This window comes from Actinoplanes sp. NPDC051494 (assembly GCF_044454705.1).
Classification (GTDB): Bacteria; Actinomycetota; Actinomycetes; order Mycobacteriales; family Micromonosporaceae; genus Actinoplanes.
Genome location: NZ_JBITDZ010000018.1, coordinates 19106 through 37143 on the forward strand (window position 1 = coordinate 19106; position 18038 = coordinate 37143).

15 protein-coding genes are annotated in these 18038 nt (G+C 72.0%); 6 read left to right on the forward strand and 9 right to left on the reverse strand.

Annotated elements, in window-relative coordinates:
* Together ACIA6A_RS39575 and ACIA6A_RS39580 are read left to right on the forward strand one after the other, a co-directional pair.
* A partial coding sequence (locus tag ACIA6A_RS39575) for a response regulator transcription factor (protein ID WP_396103275.1) occupies positions 1-335 on the forward strand: 335 nt, incomplete at its 5' end.
* An 80-nt stretch (positions 336-415) separates the two neighbouring features.
* The gene (locus ACIA6A_RS39580) at positions 416-2938 is read left to right on the forward strand and encodes a Tex family protein (RefSeq protein WP_396103276.1); all 2523 of its coding nucleotides are present in this window, start codon (positions 416-418) and stop codon (positions 2936-2938) included.
* Positions 2939-3147: 209 nt separating this feature from the next.
* Here the strand turns inward: ACIA6A_RS39580 and ACIA6A_RS39585 are convergent, their stop codons facing one another.
* Complete coding sequence (locus tag ACIA6A_RS39585) at positions 3148-3345, reverse strand: hypothetical protein (protein ID WP_396103278.1); 198 nt, start codon at positions 3343-3345, stop codon at positions 3148-3150.
* Positions 3346-3384: 39 nt separating this feature from the next.
* A complete protein-coding gene (locus ACIA6A_RS39590) occupies positions 3385-4059 on the reverse strand; it encodes a TetR/AcrR family transcriptional regulator (RefSeq protein WP_396103279.1) in 675 nt (224 codons plus the stop codon).
* A gap of 137 nt (positions 4060-4196) precedes the next feature.
* Here ACIA6A_RS39590 and ACIA6A_RS39595 point away from each other — a divergent pair, with 137 nt between their 5' ends.
* A complete protein-coding gene (locus tag ACIA6A_RS39595) occupies positions 4197-5687 on the forward strand; it encodes an MFS transporter (protein ID WP_396103280.1) in 1491 nt (496 codons plus the stop codon).
* A gap of 67 nt (positions 5688-5754) precedes the next feature.
* Positions 5755-6711, forward strand: coding sequence for a DUF2332 family protein (locus ACIA6A_RS39600; protein ID WP_396103281.1), 957 nt, complete (start codon positions 5755-5757; stop codon positions 6709-6711).
* Here ACIA6A_RS39600 and ACIA6A_RS39605 read toward each other — a convergent pair.
* The 6 genes from ACIA6A_RS39605 to ACIA6A_RS39630 form a co-directional block, all read right to left on the reverse strand.
* Positions 6686-8434 carry a serine/threonine protein kinase gene (locus tag ACIA6A_RS39605; protein ID WP_396103283.1) on the reverse strand — a complete coding sequence of 583 codons (1749 nt, stop codon included), beginning with the start codon at positions 8432-8434 and terminating at the stop codon, positions 6686-6688. The genes ACIA6A_RS39600 and ACIA6A_RS39605 overlap by 26 nt on opposite strands.
* Positions 8435-8585: 151 nt before the next feature.
* Positions 8586-10379 carry a serine/threonine protein kinase gene (locus ACIA6A_RS39610; RefSeq protein WP_396103284.1) on the reverse strand — a complete coding sequence of 598 codons (1794 nt, stop codon included), beginning with the start codon at positions 10377-10379 and terminating at the stop codon, positions 8586-8588.
* A 2-nt stretch (positions 10380-10381) separates the two neighbouring features.
* Positions 10382-11182: a cytochrome c biogenesis CcdA family protein gene (locus ACIA6A_RS39615; protein WP_396103345.1), complete on the reverse strand. Its 801-nt coding sequence runs from the start codon at positions 11180-11182 to the stop codon at positions 10382-10384.
* Positions 11183-11221: 39 nt separating this feature from the next.
* Entirely contained in the window at positions 11222-11806 is a 585-nt protein-coding gene (locus ACIA6A_RS39620) for a TlpA family protein disulfide reductase (protein WP_396103285.1), read from the reverse strand.
* On the reverse strand, positions 11803-13215 hold the full coding sequence (locus ACIA6A_RS39625) for an NADH-ubiquinone oxidoreductase-F iron-sulfur binding region domain-containing protein (protein ID WP_396103286.1): 1413 nt from the start codon (positions 13213-13215) through the stop codon (positions 11803-11805). The genes ACIA6A_RS39620 and ACIA6A_RS39625 overlap by 4 nt, the downstream gene beginning before the upstream one ends.
* A 53-nt stretch (positions 13216-13268) precedes the next feature.
* Entirely contained in the window at positions 13269-15362 is a 2094-nt protein-coding gene (locus tag ACIA6A_RS39630; RefSeq protein ID WP_396103287.1) for a translation initiation factor III, read from the reverse strand.
* 472 nt (positions 15363-15834) lie between these two features.
* Between ACIA6A_RS39630 and ACIA6A_RS39635 the strand changes: the two genes are divergently transcribed.
* Together ACIA6A_RS39635 and ACIA6A_RS39640 are read left to right on the forward strand one after the other, a co-directional pair.
* Entirely contained in the window at positions 15835-16635 is an 801-nt protein-coding gene (locus ACIA6A_RS39635; RefSeq protein WP_396103288.1) for a hypothetical protein, read from the forward strand.
* 269 nt (positions 16636-16904) lie between these two features.
* Complete coding sequence (locus tag ACIA6A_RS39640) at positions 16905-17492, forward strand: DUF3455 domain-containing protein (protein WP_396103289.1); 588 nt, start codon at positions 16905-16907, stop codon at positions 17490-17492.
* A 60-nt stretch (positions 17493-17552) separates the two neighbouring features.
* Here ACIA6A_RS39640 and ACIA6A_RS39645 read toward each other — a convergent pair whose 3' ends face one another.
* Entirely contained in the window at positions 17553-18026 is a 474-nt protein-coding gene (locus tag ACIA6A_RS39645) for a GNAT family N-acetyltransferase (protein ID WP_396103290.1), read from the reverse strand.
* Positions 18027-18038 lie beyond the last annotated feature (12 nt).

Genomic DNA, 18038 nt, shown 5'->3' on the forward strand with positions numbered 1-18038 from the left:
TGACCGGGCTGACCGGGCTGACCGGGCTGACCGGGCTGACCGGGCTGACCGGGCTGACCGGGCTGACCGGGCTGACCGGGCTGACCGGGCTGACCGGGCTGACCGCCCGTGAGCGTGAGGTGCTCGACTGTCTCGCCGAGGGCATGTCCAACAAGCAGATCGCGCGGGCCCTGGACATCTCGGTGCGCACGGTGACGGTGCACGTGTCGAACCTGCTGCGCAAGACGGGGTCGACGTCGCGTACGGAAGCCGCCCTGCTGGCCGTGCAGACCCGCGACGGCTCCGCCCGGCGCGCGCCCGGGGTCCTCGCCGTCGAGCACGTCGCGGCTGGTTGAGCGCCCCACCGGGTGATCATCGGGGCCCGAAACGCGGGGCGCCGCGACAAGTGTCAGACCCCTCGGGAACAATCGGGACCGTGACGACAGCCATCCATCAGCGCATTGCCCAGGAACTCGGGGTCCGCGAGGGCCAGGTGACCGCGGCGGTAGAACTGCTCGACGGTGGCGCCACCGTGCCGTTCATCGCCCGCTACCGCAAAGAGGTCACCGGCACCCTCGACGACCAGCAGCTCCGCGTCCTCGAGGAGCGCCTCGGCTACCTGCGCGAGCTCGAGGACCGCCGCGCCGCCGTGCTCGAGTCGATCCGCACCCAGGGCAAGCTCGACGACGCCCTGGAAGCCCAGATCCTCGCCGCCGATTCCAAGGCCCGCCTCGAGGACATCTACCTCCCCTTCAAGCCCAAGCGCCGCACCCGCGCCCAGATCGCCCGCGAGGCCGGTCTCGAGCCGCTCGCCGATCTGCTGCACGGCGACCCCACCCGGGACCCGCGCGCGGAAGCGGCCGCCTACGCCGACGCCGACAAGGGGGTGGCCGACGCCGCCGCGGCGCTCGAGGGAGCCCGGGCGATCCTGATCGAGCGCTTCGCCGAGGACGCCGACCTCATCGGTGAGCTTCGCGAACGCATGTGGGGCCGGGGCCGGCTGGTCGCGAAGATGCGCGACGGCAAGGAGACCGACGGCGCGAAGTTCTCCGACTACTTCGACTTCGCCGAGCCGTACACCAAACTTCCCTCGCACCGCATCCTGGCGATGTTCCGCGGTGAGAAGGAGGAGGTCCTCGACCTCACGATGGAGCCGACCGCCGACGAGGCCGACCTGCCGTCGTTCGAGGCCGCCATCGCCGGGCGCAACAACATCACCGACCAGGGCCGGCCCGGTGACCGCTGGCTGCTCGACACCGTGCGCTGGGCCTGGCGCACCCGCATCCTCATCCACCTCGGCGCCGACCTGCGGGTCCGGCTCTGGCAGGCGGCCGAGGAGGAGGCCGTGCGGGTCTTCGCGGCCAACCTGCGCGACCTGCTCCTTGCCGCGCCCGCCGGCACGCGCGCCACGATGGGCCTCGACCCCGGCTTCCGTACGGGTGTGAAGGTCGCCGTGGTCGACTCGACCGGCAAGTGCGTCGCGACCTCGACGATCTATCCGCACGTGCCGCAGAACAAGTGGGACGCGTCGATCCACACCATCGCGCAGCTCGCCAAAGAGCACAATGTGGACCTCGTCGCGATCGGCAACGGCACGGCGTCGCGCGAGACCGACAAACTCGCCGCCGACCTCATCAAACGGCACCCCGAGCTCAACCTCACCAAGGTCATGGTCTCCGAGGCGGGCGCGTCGGTCTACTCGGCTTCCGCGTACGCGTCGCAGGAGCTCCCGGGCATGGACGTCTCCCTGCGCGGCGCGGTCTCCATCGCCCGCCGCCTGCAGGACCCGCTCGCCGAGCTGGTCAAGATCGACCCCCGGTCCATCGGCGTCGGTCAGTACCAGCACGACCTGTCCGAGATCAAGCTGTCCAAGTCGCTCGACGCGGTCGTCGAGGACTGTGTGAACGCGGTCGGCGTCGACGTCAACACCGCCTCGGCCCCGCTGCTGACCCGGGTCTCCGGCATCGGCGCCGGCCTCGCGGAGAACATCGTGCTGCACCGCGACGCCAACGGCCCGTTCAAGAACCGCTCCGAGATCAAGAAGGTCGCCCGCCTCGGCCCCAAGGCGTTCGAGCAGTGCGCGGGCTTCCTGCGCATCCCCGACGGCGACGACCCGCTGGACGCCTCCAGCGTGCACCCGGAGTCGTACCCGGTGGTCCGCACGATCCTCGCCGACGCGGGCACCGACCTGCGCTCGGCGATGGGCAACAGCCCCATCCTGCGGGCCCTGCGCCCGGAGAAGTTCGTCACCGACACCGTCGGCCTGCCCACGATCACCGACATCCTCAAGGAACTCGAGAAGCCGGGCCGCGACCCCCGCCCGGCGTTCACCACGGCCACGTTCGCCGAGGGCGTCGAGAAGATCGCCGACCTCACCCCCGGCATGATCCTCGAGGGCGTCGTCACCAACGTCGCGGCGTTCGGGGCCTTCGTCGACATCGGCGTCCACCAGGACGGCCTGGTCCACGTCTCGGCGCTGTCCACCACGTTCGTCAAGGACCCCCGCGAGGTCGTGAAATCCGGCGACGTGGTCAAGGTCCGCGTGGTCGAGGTCGACCCGGTCCGCAAACGCATCTCGCTCACCATGCGCCTCACCGACGAACCCCGCCAGGGCGGCGACCGCCGAGGAGGCCCGTCGGAGGGCGGCACCCGAGGAGCGGCCGGCCGTGAAGGCCAGAACGGCAGCGGCCAGGGCGGCAGCCGCGGTGCGGGCCAGCGCGGCGGTCCCGGTCAGGGCGGCGGCGCAGGTTCCCGTGACGGCCAGCGCAGCTCCGGCCAGCCCCGCCAGGGCGGTGGCGGTGGCGGTGGCGGTCGTGACGGCGGTGGTCACCAGGGCGGTCAGCCCCGCCAGGGCGGTGGCCAGCAGCGCCGCGGCGGCGGCGGTCAGAGCTCCCAGAGCTTCAACGGAGGCGCGATGGCCGACGCTCTCCGCCGTGCCGGCCTGACCAAGGACAACTGACCCCCTCCACCCGAGCGGACGGCAACCCGGGCGCACCGCACTCCAGCGGTGCGCCCGGCGCCGTTCCCAGCATCCGCCCGCGACCCCGGATCAGGGCGCGCAGCAGGCCTGCCCGCTCAGCCCGGCGATCACGGACCGGCTTGGGGCGCCGCCCGGTGCCGGCCCGGACCGGCACCGGGAGGAACCCGCTGATCTCGTCGTAGCGGACGTCAGCGGCGGTCGCGCATCGCCGCTTCGATGCGCAGGCCGATGCCGGTGAGCACGAGGAGCCCGGCGAAGACGAGCCGGGCGGTCGAGGGCGGCTCGCTCGAGTCCGCGACCAGCGCGAATCCCGCGATCCCCAGGCCCAGGACCAGCGCCGTGCTGCCCAGGAACCACGCCGTCGTCCCGCCCTGCTGCTCTCCCATGATCGGCAGGATAGGGCGCCGGAACCGTGAGGGCGGGTCTCAGTGGCGAGGATCGCAGTTCGGCAACCACCGGGCGGCCAGCGTGTCGGCCTCGGTGCGGGTCAGGGGCCGGCCGAGGTCGCCCGCGTCCGGGGACGGGCGCAGGCCGTCGATGAGCAGCTGCAGGTAGCGGCCGTAGGCGTCCGGGCGGATCCCGCGGCTGTGGTGGGCGACCTCGCTGACCATCAGCATGACCATCAGCAGGTCCTCGATGGTGGCGTCCGGCCGCAGCTCGCCCTCGGCGTGGGCGCGGTCGAGCAGGTGCTGCACGACCGGGATGATGCGGGTGTCCTCCTTGCCGGGGCCGCGAGGGCTGAGCCCGGCGTTGAGCGCGACGTCGCGCAGGCCCCGGTCGGCGGCGTGCATCTCGGCCGAGCGGCAGAGCAGCATCGTCAGCCCGGCCCAGCCCGTCGGGGCGCGCATCGCCTCGTCGGCGAGCTCGGTGAACTCGGCCAGCCGGCTCGCGAGGGCGACCTCGACCAGGGCTTCCTTGGTCGGGAACCGGCGGTAGACCGTGCCGACGCCGACGCCGGCGTGGTGGGCGACGTCGTCGAGGGTCGCGGCGAGGCCGCGCTGGGCGAAGACCTCGCGGGCGGCGTCGATGACGCGCTGCCGGTTGCGTTCGGCGTCGCGCCGCAGCGGACGGCACGCCCCCAGATCACCGATGACGGACATGTTTCCCAGGTTAACAAACGGAGACGGATCCTCAACTTATGTGGGGAAGGCAACAAACGGAACCAGATCCTCAACTTCGCGGCTAGCGTTCCGATCCGGAGTACGAACCTCAACTTAGGGCGACTGAAGGAATCTCAATGACGACGACCATCGACCGACAATCCCCGGCAGCGGATCGGGCGTCGACGGGCAACGGCAAATGGTGGGCACTGGTCGTGCTCGCCATGGCGCAGCTGATGGTGGTGCTCGACGCCACGATCGTGAACATCGCGCTGCCCACCGCCCAGCGGGACATCGGCTTCACCGACTCCGGCCGGCAGTGGGTCGTCACCGGCTACGCCCTCGCGTTCGGCAGCCTCCTGCTGGTCGGCGGACGGCTGGCGGACTCCGTCGGCCGCAAGAAGATGTTCGTCATCGGGCTCATCGGGTTCGCCGCCGCCTCCGCCCTCGGCGGCGCCGCGAACGGCATCGAGATGCTGATCATCGCCCGGGCGCTGCAGGGTGCGTTCGGCGCCGCGCTCGCCCCGGCCGCGCTGTCGCTGCTGTCGACGACGTTCACCGACCCCATCGAGCGCGGCAAGGCGTTCGGCATCTTCGGTGCCATCTCCGGTGCCGGCGGCGCGGTCGGCCTGCTGCTCGGCGGCGTGCTCACCGAGTACGCGTCCTGGCGCTGGTGCCTGTACGTCAACCTGCTCTTCGCCGCCGCGGCCGTGATCGGCGCGTTCCTCAAGCTGCACGACGAGCCGATCCAGAACCGTGACCGCTTCGACTGGCCCGGCATCGTGACCTCCGTCGGCGGTCTCGTCGCCCTGGTCTACGGCCTCGGCAGCGCGGAGAGCGACGGCTGGAGCAACCCGAAGACGTACGGCTTCATCATCGCCGGCCTGGTGATCCTGACCGCGTTCGTCATGATCGAACGCCGGGTCGCGCACCCGCTGCTGCCGCTGCGCGTCGTGCTCGACCGCAACCGCGGTGGCGCGTACGCCGCGGTCGGCATAGCCGGCGCCGGTATGTTCGGTGTCTTCCTGTTCCTGACCTACTACATGACGACCGTGCTCGGCTTCACGCCGGTCCAGACCGGTCTCGGGTTCCTGCCGATGCTGGCCGGCATCATGCTCACCGCCACCACCGCCGGTTCCATGCTCACCCCGAGGATCGGCCCGCGCCCGCTGGTCCCGGTCGGTGCGCTCATCGCCGCCGCGGGCATGGTCTACCTGACCCGGATCGGCGTGGACTCCAGCTACGCCGCCGCCGTGCTGCCCGGCCTGATCGTCACCGGCCTCGGCATGGGCCTGATCTTCGCGCCGACCCAGAACGCCGCGACCTCCGGCGTGCAGCACCACGACGCCGGTGTCGCCTCCGCGATGATCAACACCATGCAGCAGATCGGTGGCTCGATCGGTACGGCACTGCTGAGCTCGTTCGCCGCGACCGCCGCCGCGAACTACCTCGCCGACCACGCGGCCGAGGGCCAGGCCGCCGCGGGACAGGCGATGATCCACAGCTACCACACGGTGTTCTGGTGGTCGGCCGGCTTCTTCCTGCTCTGCGCGGTCATCTCGGCGGTCACGTTCCGCAGCGGCCCGCTCGAGGTCGACCCGGACGCGGCCCCGGTCATGGCCCACTGACCGCAAGCATCGACCGGCAAGAGGCGCGCCGCTACCCAAGCGGCGCGCCTTTTGCTGTCATGACCGGATGACAATCGCATCGAGGTACGCCGATTTCGCTGCCCGGGAAGCCCGGGGCGTCTCCCCCACCTACGAAAACCTGGCCGGGTTCGTCTCCCGCGACACCGGCCTGCTCGGACTGCTCGGCACCGTCACCGAGGCCCAGCAGCAACCGAACCTGCTCTTCGCCGTGGTGCGGCTCCTCGGCGGACCGGTCGCCGACCCCGGCGCCTTCCGGACGTTCGTCCAGCAGAACTGGCCGGCGGTCAAGGCGGAACTGCGGACCCGGATCACCCAGACCAACGAGGCGGGCCGTTGCGCTCTGCTGGTGCCGCTCCTGGCCGCACTGCCGCAACCCCTCGCGCTGCTCGAGGTGGGCGCGTCCGCCGGCCTCTGCCTCTATCCCGACCGTTACACCTATCGGTACGACGACCAGGTCCGTGGCACCGGCGGTCCGGTCCTCGAGTGCGCGACCGGCCGTACGGTCCCCCTGCCCGACGCCCTGCCCGAGGTGGTGTGGCGGGCCGGCCTGGACCGCAATCCCCTCGACGTGACCGACCCCGTCGACGTCGCCTGGCTGGAGGCGCTCATCTGGCCGGAACACGCCCACCGCCGGGCCCGGCTGCACGCCGCCGCCGCGATCGCCGCCGCCGACCCTCCGCTGCTGGTCCGCGGCGACCTGGTGGACGACCTGCCCGCCCTGGCGGCCCGTGCCCCGGCGGACGCGACCCTCGTGATCTTCCATAGTTCGGTGCTGTACCAGGTGACACCGCGGCGCCGGGCCGCGTTCACCACCCTGGTGCGTACCCTGCCCGGGCACTGGATCTCGATCGAGGCGCCCGGGGTGCTCACCCACGACGGCCTTCCCGAACCGCCGGACGCGACGCACCACAACGTGGTCGCGCTGGACGGCGTACCCCGGGCGTGGGCCCGGGGCCACGGGGAGGCCATGACAGGGTTCAGCGGTCGATCGGCCAGATCTTGATGTCGGTGAACGCCACCTCGTACGGGCCGTCCGGCGGCGCGTACTGCTCGTTGAAGACACCGAGGGCGACCCGGCCGCTGTTCATGCCCTTGTTCCGGATGTCGACCGTGCCCAGGAGCTCGTGGTCGCGGAGCACCTCCAGGACCCCGTGGTCGATGCTGATGGTGATGCGGGTCGGCGGGGCACCGACACCGATCGGGGTGTCGTCGAGCGGGAACGTCCGGAGCACCTCGATGTCCGCGTTCTTGTGGGTCGCGACGTAGACATTGCGCTCGCACACGCGTACCTGAAGGCCCTGGGTGGTCCGGAAGCGCATCCAGACCGCGGCGCAGCTGTTCGGGGTCATCAGCCGGATGCCGACCTCGGTCTGCAGGTCGTCGGGTTCGGCGTCGGCCGGGCCGCGGCACTTGAAGACACCGCGGGTCTCGCGGCGCACCACCAGGCCGTCGCCCGGCCGGAAGGAACAGCTGGCCTGCTCCTCCGGGTCGTCGGACGCCTGCCACAGGCGTTCCTCGGTGAGCGCGTCCTCGAGGACCGGCTGCGGCTCGGACGGCTCCTGCAGCGTGTTGACGATCTCGTCGCGCTGGGGCCAGAACACCAGCGCCGCACCGCCGGCCGCGAGGACCGCCAGGACCAGCAACGTCATCGCCAGCGGCAGCACCCACGGCCGGCGCGGATGCGGGTCGTGGCGGAACGGCGTGGGCGGCAGCGACGGGGATGCCGGCAGCGGATGGGTGACGATCGAATCCTCGGTGTAGCCGACGAGCTCGGGGGCCACCGCGATCGCGGTCAGCTGGCGGCCGGTCTGGAACGCGGTGGCGGCCTGGGCCTCGTGGGCCGCGACCCGCAGGCCGGGCTGGTGGGCGAGCGCCGCCGCGGCCGGCGCGGACTGCTGCGGGCCGGTGATCAGCAGGTCCAGGAGCTCGCGGGCGGTGGGACGGTTGGCCGGATCCTTGTCCAGGGCATGCTCGACCAGGTCACGCAGCGCACCCGTGAGCGCACCGAGCTGCGGCGGCTGGGTCAGGATGCGGGCCGCGGTCGCCGGCGGGGAAGCCGCGCTGAACGGGGTCCGCCCGGTGCCCGCATAGGTCACGACCCCGCCCCACGCGAACACGTCGGCGGCCGGGGTGAGCAGCGCCGAGCTGTCGTCGCCGAAACGTTCCGGGGCCATGTAGGCCACGGTGCCGACCATCTGGTCCGTACCCGTGTGGCCGCTGTCGTGCTCCATGGCGCGGGCGATGCCGAAGTCGATGACCTTGGGGCTGCCGGGCGCGAGCAGCACGTTGCGGGGCTTGAGATCGCGGTGGATGATCCCGGCGCCGTGGATCGCGGTCAGCGCGGTGGCCACCCCGATCGCCACGCTGTGCAGGTTGGCCGCGGTGAGCGGGCCGCGCTCCTCGACGACCTCGGCGAGACTGGGCGCGTCGACGTACTCGACCACGAGGTAGGGCTGGTCGTGGTCGGGGTCGGCGTCGAGCACCTCGGCCGTGCAGAACGGCGGGACCTGGCGCACCCGCTCGACCTCGCTGCGGAACCGGCGCCGGAACCCGTCGTCGTGGGCCAGGTCGGCGCGCACCATCTTGACCGCGACCAGCGTCCCGCTCTCGGCACGGGCCAGATAGACCGTGCCCATGCCACCCTCGCCGAGACGCCCGAGGATCTCGTACGGACCCAGCCGACGCGGGTCACGCGGACGCAGCGACGTGGTCCGCTCGTCCGCCATGCATCTGCTCCTACGGCCCCGCAATACCCCGACAGAGTGGCACCCTATCGGGGTCTGTCATCCCCGCGAAGCCCCGAGTCCGGTCTGGCGCCGAACCGACATCCCCGATGTGACACAGAGCACGTCATTCGTGCACATCGGACGGTCCCGGTCAGAGGGAGCGGATGTCCACGTCGGCGAACGTGACCGCGTACGGCGGGTCGGTGTCGAGCGTCTCGACATTGATCCCGAGCCGCACCTGACCCTCGTCCGGGCCGCCGTCCGGCAGCTCGATGGCACCGGCGAACGTGCCGCCACGGAAGATCTGCGCCTCGCCCTCGCGCACCACGAGGTGCACCCGGACCGCCTTGCGCAGGCCGATGCGGTTCTTGAGCGCGATGCTGCCGTACACCCGCTTGTCGTCCGGCATGTCCGCGGCGAGGGAGATCTCGTCCTGGCAGACGCGCAACGCCTGCCCGCCCCTGTCGTCGCTCCAGTGGAACCAGATCGCGGCGCAGCTGCCGGCCGTCACCAGGGTGGTGGTCACCTCGACACCGAAGTCGTCCTCGATCTCCTCGTCCGGGCCGACGCACTGGTAACTGCCGCGGTCGACCCGGCCGGCGCGCATGACGTCCTTGGTGAAGCAGTTGGCGTTCTGCTCGCGGATCTCGCTGTCGAGCCATTGCCCGGGCTGCCCGAGCGGGTCCTGGATGATCGGCTCGCCGTCTTCCGGCTCCCGCGGCGTGGGGGTCTGGGCCGGCTGCGCGGGGTCCGGGTAATCAGCGGTGTCGGTGGGCGGCTCGGTCGCCGGAGTGGCTTGTGCGGGGCCGTCTGCCGGGCCGCCGGTGGGGCCACCCGCGCCGGGTTCCGGCTGACCGGCCGCCTCCCCGCCGCCGGCCTGGGACGGGGCGAACGAGAGCGGGAGGCGTCCGCCGTTGCCGCCGGCCAGGACCACCCCGACAGTGGTCACGCCGGCGAGCACGAGCAGCACCGCGAAAGCGGCGACCAGCACCGTACGCCGTGACGTGCGCCGCCGCACCGGTGCGCGCTCGTAGTCGTCGTCGGGCAGTTCCTCGTAGGGAGCGTAGGCGGGCGGGGCGGTGACCGGCGCCGCGGACACCGGGCGGGGCGTCTCCCGGTCGCCGAGGAGCATGTCGAGCAGCTCCCGCGCGGTCGGGCGGTCCCGCGGATCGCGGGACAGCGTCAGGGCCACGAGGTCGCGCAACGGTTGCGGCAGCCCGCTCAGGTGCGGCGGCTGGGTGAGGATCCGGGCGGCGGTCGCCTGCGGGGAGTCACCGTGGAACGGGGTCCGGCCGGTGCCGGCGAACGCGACCACACAACCCCACGCGAAGATGTCGGCGGCGGCGGTCAGCGGGGTGCCCGGCTCCGACGAGAACCGTTCCGGCGCCATGTACGCCACGGTCCCGACCATCTGGTCCGTCCGGGTGTGCTGGCTGGTGGCCTCGAACGCCCGCGCGATGCCGAAGTCGATGACCTTGGGGCTGCCCGGGGCGAGCAGGACGTTGTCCGGTTTCAGGTCGCGGTGGATGACCCCGGCGCCGTGGATGCCGGTCAGTGCGGTGGCCACCCCGACCGCGAGCGAGTGCAGCGCGGCGGCGCGCAACGGGCCGCGCTCCTGCACCACGTCGCCGAGGCTGGGCCCGTCGACGTACTCGACGACCAGGTACGGCGGGTTGTGGTCGAGGTCGGCGTCGAGCACCTCGGCGGTGCAGAACGACGGGACCTGCCGGGCCTTCTCGACCTCGCTGCGGAACCGGTCGCGGAACTCCGGGTCGTAGGCGAGCGTCGCGTGCACGAGCTTGATCGCCACGTAGTCGCCGCCGGGTTCGACGGCGAGGTAGACCACACCCATGCCACCGGAGCCGAGCCGGCCGGTCAGCCGGTAGGGCCCCAGCCGCTCGGGGTCGCCCCGGCGCAGGGGACTCACGCGGTACGCGGTGTCCACGCTCAACCCCTCACAGTCATCCGTCGGCGCGACAGCAGGATTGCCGCCGGCACCAGAACGGCCAGCAGGAGCAGGAGGCCCCCCGCGCCCAGCCGGCCGACAAATCCACTCAACGCGCGCTGCACGGTAGCAGCAAGATCAACGACGGGATCCTGCCCGGAAGACCTCAGATCCTTGACAAGCCGCAGCTCATACCATCCGTAGTAGGCCACGTACGCTCCGGTGGCGAGCAGCACGGCACCGCCGATCCGCGGCACGAACGCGGTCGCCCGGCGTAACCAGGCCAGCGCGGACAGCCGCATCAACGCCACCGCGAGGGCCGTCACACCGATCACCAGGCCCATCCCGGCGGCGTAACTCACGAAGAGCGCGACCCCGGAGCCGATCGACCCGGCGCGCAGACTGGACGCCACCAGTGCCAGGAACGGCCCGATCGCGCACCCCAGCGACGCGATCGCGTACGCCGTCCCGAACAGCACCATGGACGCCGTCGTGCCGGTCAGCCGCGGCGCGCGCATCGCCGCGCCGAGTCCGGGCAGCGACCGGCCGGTGAGCAGCAGCACCCCGACCACGGCCAGGAGCAGTCCGAACACGACGGTCAGCCACGGCAACCGGGGCAGCAGCACGCCCATCAACGGCGTCAGGAACAGCCCGAACGCGCCGAAGACCAGGACATACCCCAGGGTCAGGGCCAGGCTGCACCGCAGGGCCCGCCGGACACTCCCGCCCTGCTCCCCCACGACCAGGATCGACAGGTACGCGGGCAGCACCGCGAAGCCGCACGGATTGACCGCGCCGAGCATCCCGGCGGTGAGCGCGAGCAGCAGTGACGCTTGCACGGATCAGGCCACCAGGGCCTTGACCTGCTTGGTCAGTTGCTGGTCGTCGAGATAGCTGGTGATCAGGACCTTGCCGGTGGCGTCGAGGACCACGTACACGCTCTGCTCGGTGATCCCGAACTTCTTCCAGATCCGGCCGGGCTTGTCGTCGAGGTGCGTGACCGCCTCGAGCTCGCCGTCCCTGACGAACTCGTGCATCGCCGCGTTGCCGCCCAGTCCCGCGACGCCGAGGATGTTGAGCCGGCCCGCGTACTCCTTCTGCAGGTCGTGGATCGACATGGCCTCGACGTAACAGGTGGTGCACCAAGGCGCCCAGAACCACAGGATCGTGGGCTTGCCGGCGAGGGTGGCCGCGTCGAACGGCGTACCGTCCACGGTCGTGCCCGTGAAGGTCAGCGCCGCCGGCACGATCGCCGGGCCCGTCCCGGCCGACGCCGTCCCGGCCGACGCCGTCACAGTCGCCGTCGCAGCTGACGCCGGCGCTGCCCCGGCCGGCAAGGCGACCGTCGTGCCGGGAACCGCCGGCGAGCCGCAGCCGGTGAGCCCCAGCAGCAGCGCCGCCGTCCCGAGCAGGACCTTGGACCTCACTTCTTGCCCGCCTCCGTGAGCCGCAGCGCCAGCGCCGGGCAGACGTTGACGGCCTTGCGGGCACCGTTCTCCAGCCACGGCGGCAGCGGCGTCTGCGGGAACGCGGGGAACCCGTTGGCGTCGAGCCGGATGATCTCGGGTGCGACCGCCGAGCAGAGCCCGTGGCCGTCGCAGCGCGACCAGTCCAGCGCGAGCTTCCGCGCACCCTGCTGCTGGTGGTACGGCAGCGGGAGGATGCCGCGGGTCTGCTTGCCGCAGCCCTCACCGTTGGCGTGCAGCTCGACGTCGCGGGCGAAGACCTCCAGCGCCGACAGCGCGAACCGCGACGTGCCGTCCGGGTGGCTGCACGCGCCACGGCCCTTGACCACACCGGCGGCCTGGCGCACGTTCTCCAGCGCGCTGCCGCCGAGCGCGACCAGCGTGACCGCGCGGGCCAGGTCGGGCAGGCCGAGCCGGCACGGGCCGCACTGCCCGGCGGACTCGCCGGCCAGATACTGCACGACCTGGGCGACCTCGCCGAGCGGGCAGGTCTGCGAGCCGATCGGGATGAGCATGCCGGCGCCGAGCGTGCCGCCGACCTTCGCGAAACCCTTGCGGGAGATGGTGACCGTCTTGGCGGCCTCGGCGGTGATCCACTTGCCGTGGTAGCCGCCGACCAGCAGGCCCGGGCCGATGTCGGCGCCGCACATCTCCAGCACCTCCATGAGCGGGGTGCCGGTGGGTGCCTCGACGACGGCCGGCGCGGTCGCCGAGCCACCGATCGTCAGCATGACCGTGCCGGGCTCCTCGGGGATCCCGACCGAGTTGTACTCCCACGGGCCGAGCCGCGCGGCGATGGCGATCTGCGAGTACGTCTCGGCGTTGGACAGCAGCGTGGGCAGCCCCGCGACGCCGTTGTCACTCGACCGGACCTTGCGGCCGGGCGGGATGTGCGCCTCGCCGTTGATGCCGCGCACCAGGGCGCCGCCCTCGCCGGAGATGAACCGGTGCGGCACGGTGACGATCCGGGTCGGGACCGGCATCTTGCGCTCGGACAGCGCCGCCGCCAGGGAGTCCTGGCCGATGCCGTCGTCGGCGACGCCGATCACGATCTCCTCGGCGTCGAGCGCGGCCGCGGCCAGCGCGGCGCCGTCGAGGATCAGGTGCGGGGCCCGGGTCAGGACCGCCTTGTCCTTCCACGACGGCGGTTCGCCCTCGGTGGCGTTGACCACGATGATCGGCGGCAGGTCCTGCCGCTTGCAGGAGTCGACGACCGCGCGGACCTTGCGGGCGAACGGGAAACCCGCCCCGCCCCGGCCGCGCAGCTCGATCCGGTCGGCGAGCCCGATCAGCTCACCGCTGGACAGGGCCGCGAAACCGCCGTGCACTTCCTGGTGAGCGACCAGGTCGAGACGGCCGTACTCCTCCATACCCGCGGTGATCCGCGGCGTACCGATACTTGTTACCGGAGGTACTTTTCCACTCACTGAGCTTCCCCTCGCAACTGCGCCCAGTAGTTGGCGTCGTCGGTGTCGTCAGCCGCACGCCCCCGCGGGGACGGTCCACGGCGAGCCCCCCGGCCCACCCCGGCTCCGCGTACGGAATCCGGCTGTTCTGCCCTGCGGGCGCGACGCTGCGCCATGTCCACCAGTGTCGGTGTCTCGTCCGGCTCCATGAAGTCGGTGTCGTCCGCGGCGAGATCCACGAACTCGCTGCGGCTGTGCCTTCCCGAGTCGGCGCGGTCGACGTCGGCGCCCCGGTCGCGCCGGGCCCGGGGCGCATCCTCCGCCTCCTCGTAGCGGGAGGCGCGGGGTGCTCGTGGTGGCTCGTCGTCGTAGCGGGCCGTCCGGCGCCGCGGCGCCTCGTCGTAGCGCGGGTCCTCGTACCGGTCGTCGGCGTCACGGCGGCGCTGACGCGGGGCCGGCGGCTCCTCGTCGGCGTAACGGCGCGGGCGCGGGTCGTCGTCCTCGTCCGCCCGGCGGCGCGGGGCCGGCATGTCGCCGCCCTCCATCAGCGCCCGGCGGGACCGCGAGCCGGTGTCGTCGTCACCCAGCAGCGCCCGGCGGCTGCGCGAGCCCGTCATGGTGTCCTCGACGTCGTCCATCAGCGCCCGCCGGCTGCGCGAGCCCGTCATCGTGTCCTCGACCTCGCGGCGGCTGCGCGAGCCGGTCATCGTGTCCTCCAGGTCACGCCGGCTGCGCGAGCCCGTCATCGTGTCCTCGACGTCGCCCATGAACGCCCGGCGGCTGCGCGAACCGGTCATCGTGTCCTCGACGTCGTCCATGAACGCCCGGCGGCTGCGCGAGCCGGTCATCGTGTCCTCGACGTCGCGGCGGGCCCGGGGGCGCGGGGCCGGCTCGTCGTCGAACTCGGGCTCGGCGCGGCGCGACCGGGCCGGCGGCGCGTCGTCGTAGCCCTCGTCACGCCGGCGGGTGCGCGGCGCGGGCATCTCGTCCTCGTCCTCGTAGCGGCGCAGCCCCTCGTCAAGGGCCCGGCGCGACAGCGCTCCGGTCGGCTCGTCGAAACGCTCGTCGTCGACCGGCCGGCGCTGACGGGGCCGGCGCACCGGCATGTCGTCCTCGTCCTCGAACTCCCACCGCTGGGTGGAGGAGGGGTCGTCGCGGCGCGGACGGCGATCGTCACGCTCGCCGACCGGCATCGGCGCGGCCTCGGCCGGGGCGGCGGCGGGCATCGGCGCGGGGGCCGGCGCTTCCGCGACCGGCGGGGCGGCGGCGGCCGGGGCGGGGCGGGGCGCGGCGGGCTTCCAGGCCTGCACGGCGTTGCCCCGGTCGGAGACCAGCGCGTCGTCGTCGCGGCGGCCGCGGCCCCGGCCCTTGCCGAGGCCACCGGCGGCGGCGATCGAGCCGACCGGCTTCATGCCACCGGTGCCACCCCCGCCGGCGGTGCCCTGCTGGGAGGCGAAGTCCTTGCGGCGGTTCAGGCTGACGGCGATCCGCACGGCGAGGCCGATCAGCACCACGAGCACGCAGAGCACGTAACCGACGATGACGAACACGGCACCCGGGCGGCCGGTGTTCAGGCCGTGCAGGATGGCGATCGGCCACATCAGGTAGGAGATGCTGTGGATCCCGCGCCACATCCACGGCTTGCCGCGGCCGATGAAGCGGGCCCGGGCGATACCGGTCCACATGACCAGCACCATCACGTACGCGGAGATCGTGCCGAAACCGATGAACAGCGTCTTGCCGGGGTTGAGGAACGGGATGAAGATGTCGATGGCCTGCATCTTGCCCATGGCGAGCTTGGTCCACAGGTGGATGAAGAGCGCGACGACCGCGATCACGCCGGTGGTCCGGTGGGTCGACTGCAGCAGCAGCCGCTGCCGGATGGAGAGCACGAGCCGGTCGGTGGAGACCAGGCCGACCATGATCGTGATCGAGAGCGACACGAGCGTGATCACGCCCATGTAGAACTCGAAGTAGTAGAAGATGTAGACGTAGGCGACGCGCCCCGCCGGCACCATCATCATCACGGCCCAGATGACCGCGAGGATGCTGGTGCCCAGCAGCACGATGGAGAGCTTCGACGGTGGTGTCCGGCCACCGGTAGCACCCATTTCGACGTCCACACGACTGGTGGCTCGCTCTTTCGTCTTCGTCCGGGCCATAGCTCCTCGTTCTCCGCAGCGGTAAGGCGTCCGTCGTGGGCGTTGAAGGACTCCGGCATCCGTGGGGGATGCCCCGCGCTCGTTACTGTCGGGCGGTTCCGGTTGCTCCTGCCTTCCTCACGGTGCGTCGCCTCCGGTCCCTGCCCTCCCCCATCTACGTGCCGGGGCCAGGATCGGATGAACGTTCGGGAAGATCTTTGACACCAATTTTCGGCCCGTCCGGGCAACCTTTCCGGGACATGGGCGCTGACCTGCGAAGATACGATGCCGAAACTCAGGCCTAAGACAAAAATAAAGTGCTATCGCGGGTGTCACCCGGGCGCGTCTGAACCTTTCGTGCCGCAGCGCCGAACTACCTCACATGCGGGGCATAGTAACGACACTGCGTGAGGATCTGATTGCTGTGCGGCATCGCGCTGCCTTGATCGCTGTCGCGCTCGCCGTCCTGGGGTCGATCTTGGCCCTTCCCGGCCGGGCCGCCGCGGTCGAGCCGGGTTTCGACGTGACCATCACCGAACTGCCCGCCACCTTCGGCGCGGGCGCCGAGAGCAGGTCGCTGACCGTCGTCGCGAGCACGGACAAGCGGCGCTGCATAAAAGTACGGTGGTCGCTGCTCATCCGGGTGGACGGCCCGGACCTCGACGAGGTCAAGGTGACCCGGGTCGAGAACGACGGCGAGTTCGCGGCCCGCCGCCAGGACGCGGACAACACCGCCCGGATCACCGACGAACGGGTGGATCCGGGCCAGCTGTGCCGCGGCAGTACGGTCACCGCCAGTTACCGGGTGAGCTTCGACGAGGACGCCGACACCGGCCGCATCCTGTTCCAGGCGCAGGCGTTCACCGCCGGCGGCACCCTGCTGCAGGAGGCGACGGGGCAGAGCCCGGTCGTCGGGCAGGAACCGGCGGCCACCGAGTCCCCGCAGGAGTCGGCGTCACCGTCGCCCAGCCCGTCGCCGGAGGAATCCGACGGCGTGGAGGACGCCGACGACGCCGCGGAGACCCCGGACGACGACGCGCCGACGTCCTCGTCACCGGGCATCATCGACGCCGCCCCGGCCTCGGCGCAGGGCGGTGGTCCGAGCCTGCTCGGGCCCGGCCTGATCGTCGGCGCTCTACTGGTGTTCATCGGTGTCGCGCTGTTGCTGCGCCTGCGGACCCGGCAGCGCACCGCCGCCGCCGAGGCCGCCGAACTACCGACCGGCTTCTACCGCACCCGATAGCAGCCGGACCCGCCCACCCGGCCGGGCCGACGCCGGGCCGAAACGCCGGGCTGACGCCGGGCCGAAACGCCGGACCGGGCCGAAACGCCGCGGTGCGTCCCCGTGCGGGGCGCACCGCACTCACCGTCCGTTGCCGGGCATCGGCGACATGCGATCTTCCTCCACGAATTCCTGCGGCAAACCTGCGGAAACCTTCAGGCGCAGTTAAGAGACCGTCGCGCACCGTAGCCCTAGGGTGGGTCGGGCGCGACCACCACTGTGGAGGATCCATGACCACCAGGACCGTCAAGATCTCAGCCGGCGTCGGTGCGGTGGCGCTCGCGCTGGTCGCCGTCACCACGGGCGCCTCGTTCGCCGGGGAGACCCCCGCACCCCGGGCCGCGCTCGCGCCGGCCGACAGTTTCCTGGGCGGCGCCCCCACGGTGCCGGCCACCCTCGTGCCGCCCGCCGGGAACGTGCTCACCTCGGTCTTCAAGGCCAAGGGGGTGCAGGTCTACGGCTGCGGCACCGGCACGTGGACGCTCACCGAACCGGCCGCGACCCTGGCCGGGCTCAACCTCAAGCCGCTGCGGCCGGCGACCGCGCTGCACTTCCGCGGCCCGAGCTGGGAGTCGGACGAGGACGGCACGCTGGTCGAGGGCACGGCGCCGGTGTCCGCGCCGTCGGCGACCCCGAACAGCATCCCGCAGCTGCTGGTCACCGCGAAGCTCACCCGGGGCACGGGCGTCTTCGGCGGCGTCACGTTCATCCAGCGGCTCGACACGGCCGGCGGCACCGCGCCCACGACGGCGTGCGCGGCCGGCGACACCACCGCGGTCCCGTACAAGGCGGTCTACCGCTTCTTCAAGAAGTCCTGATCTTTACCGAGGGGCCGGATGCCGGTGTCTTCACCCGACGGGTGGCGGCACCGGCATCCATCACTCCAGCGTCAGCACGGTCTCTTCGATCTTCTCGCCGCGGGCGTTCGCGTAGTGCACGCCGGTGCCGGTCACCCGGAAGCCGGCCTTGCGCAGCACCGCCAGCGACCCGGCGTTGTCGCTGGCCGCCCGCGCGATGACCGGCCGCACCGGCACCTCGCGCAGGAGCATCCGCACCGCCTCGGTGGCGATGCCCCGGCCCCACCACCGCCGGGCCAGCCAGTACGTGATCTCGGTGTCACCGTCGATCGCGAAGACGGCCGCCGTGCCGGCGAGCTCCCCGTCCACCGTGATCGCCCGCCGCACCAGCCCCGGCCAGGTGTCCAACCGGTGCTGGTGGGCGTCGAACTCGGCCCGGTCGTCCGGGTCGTCGGCGGTGAACGCCGCCATCCGCACCGCGACCGGGTCGCGCATCTGATCGAAGATCGTGTCCAGGTCGTCTGCGTGGACGGCGCGTAACCCGATCTCCGGCATTCCCGCAGGTTA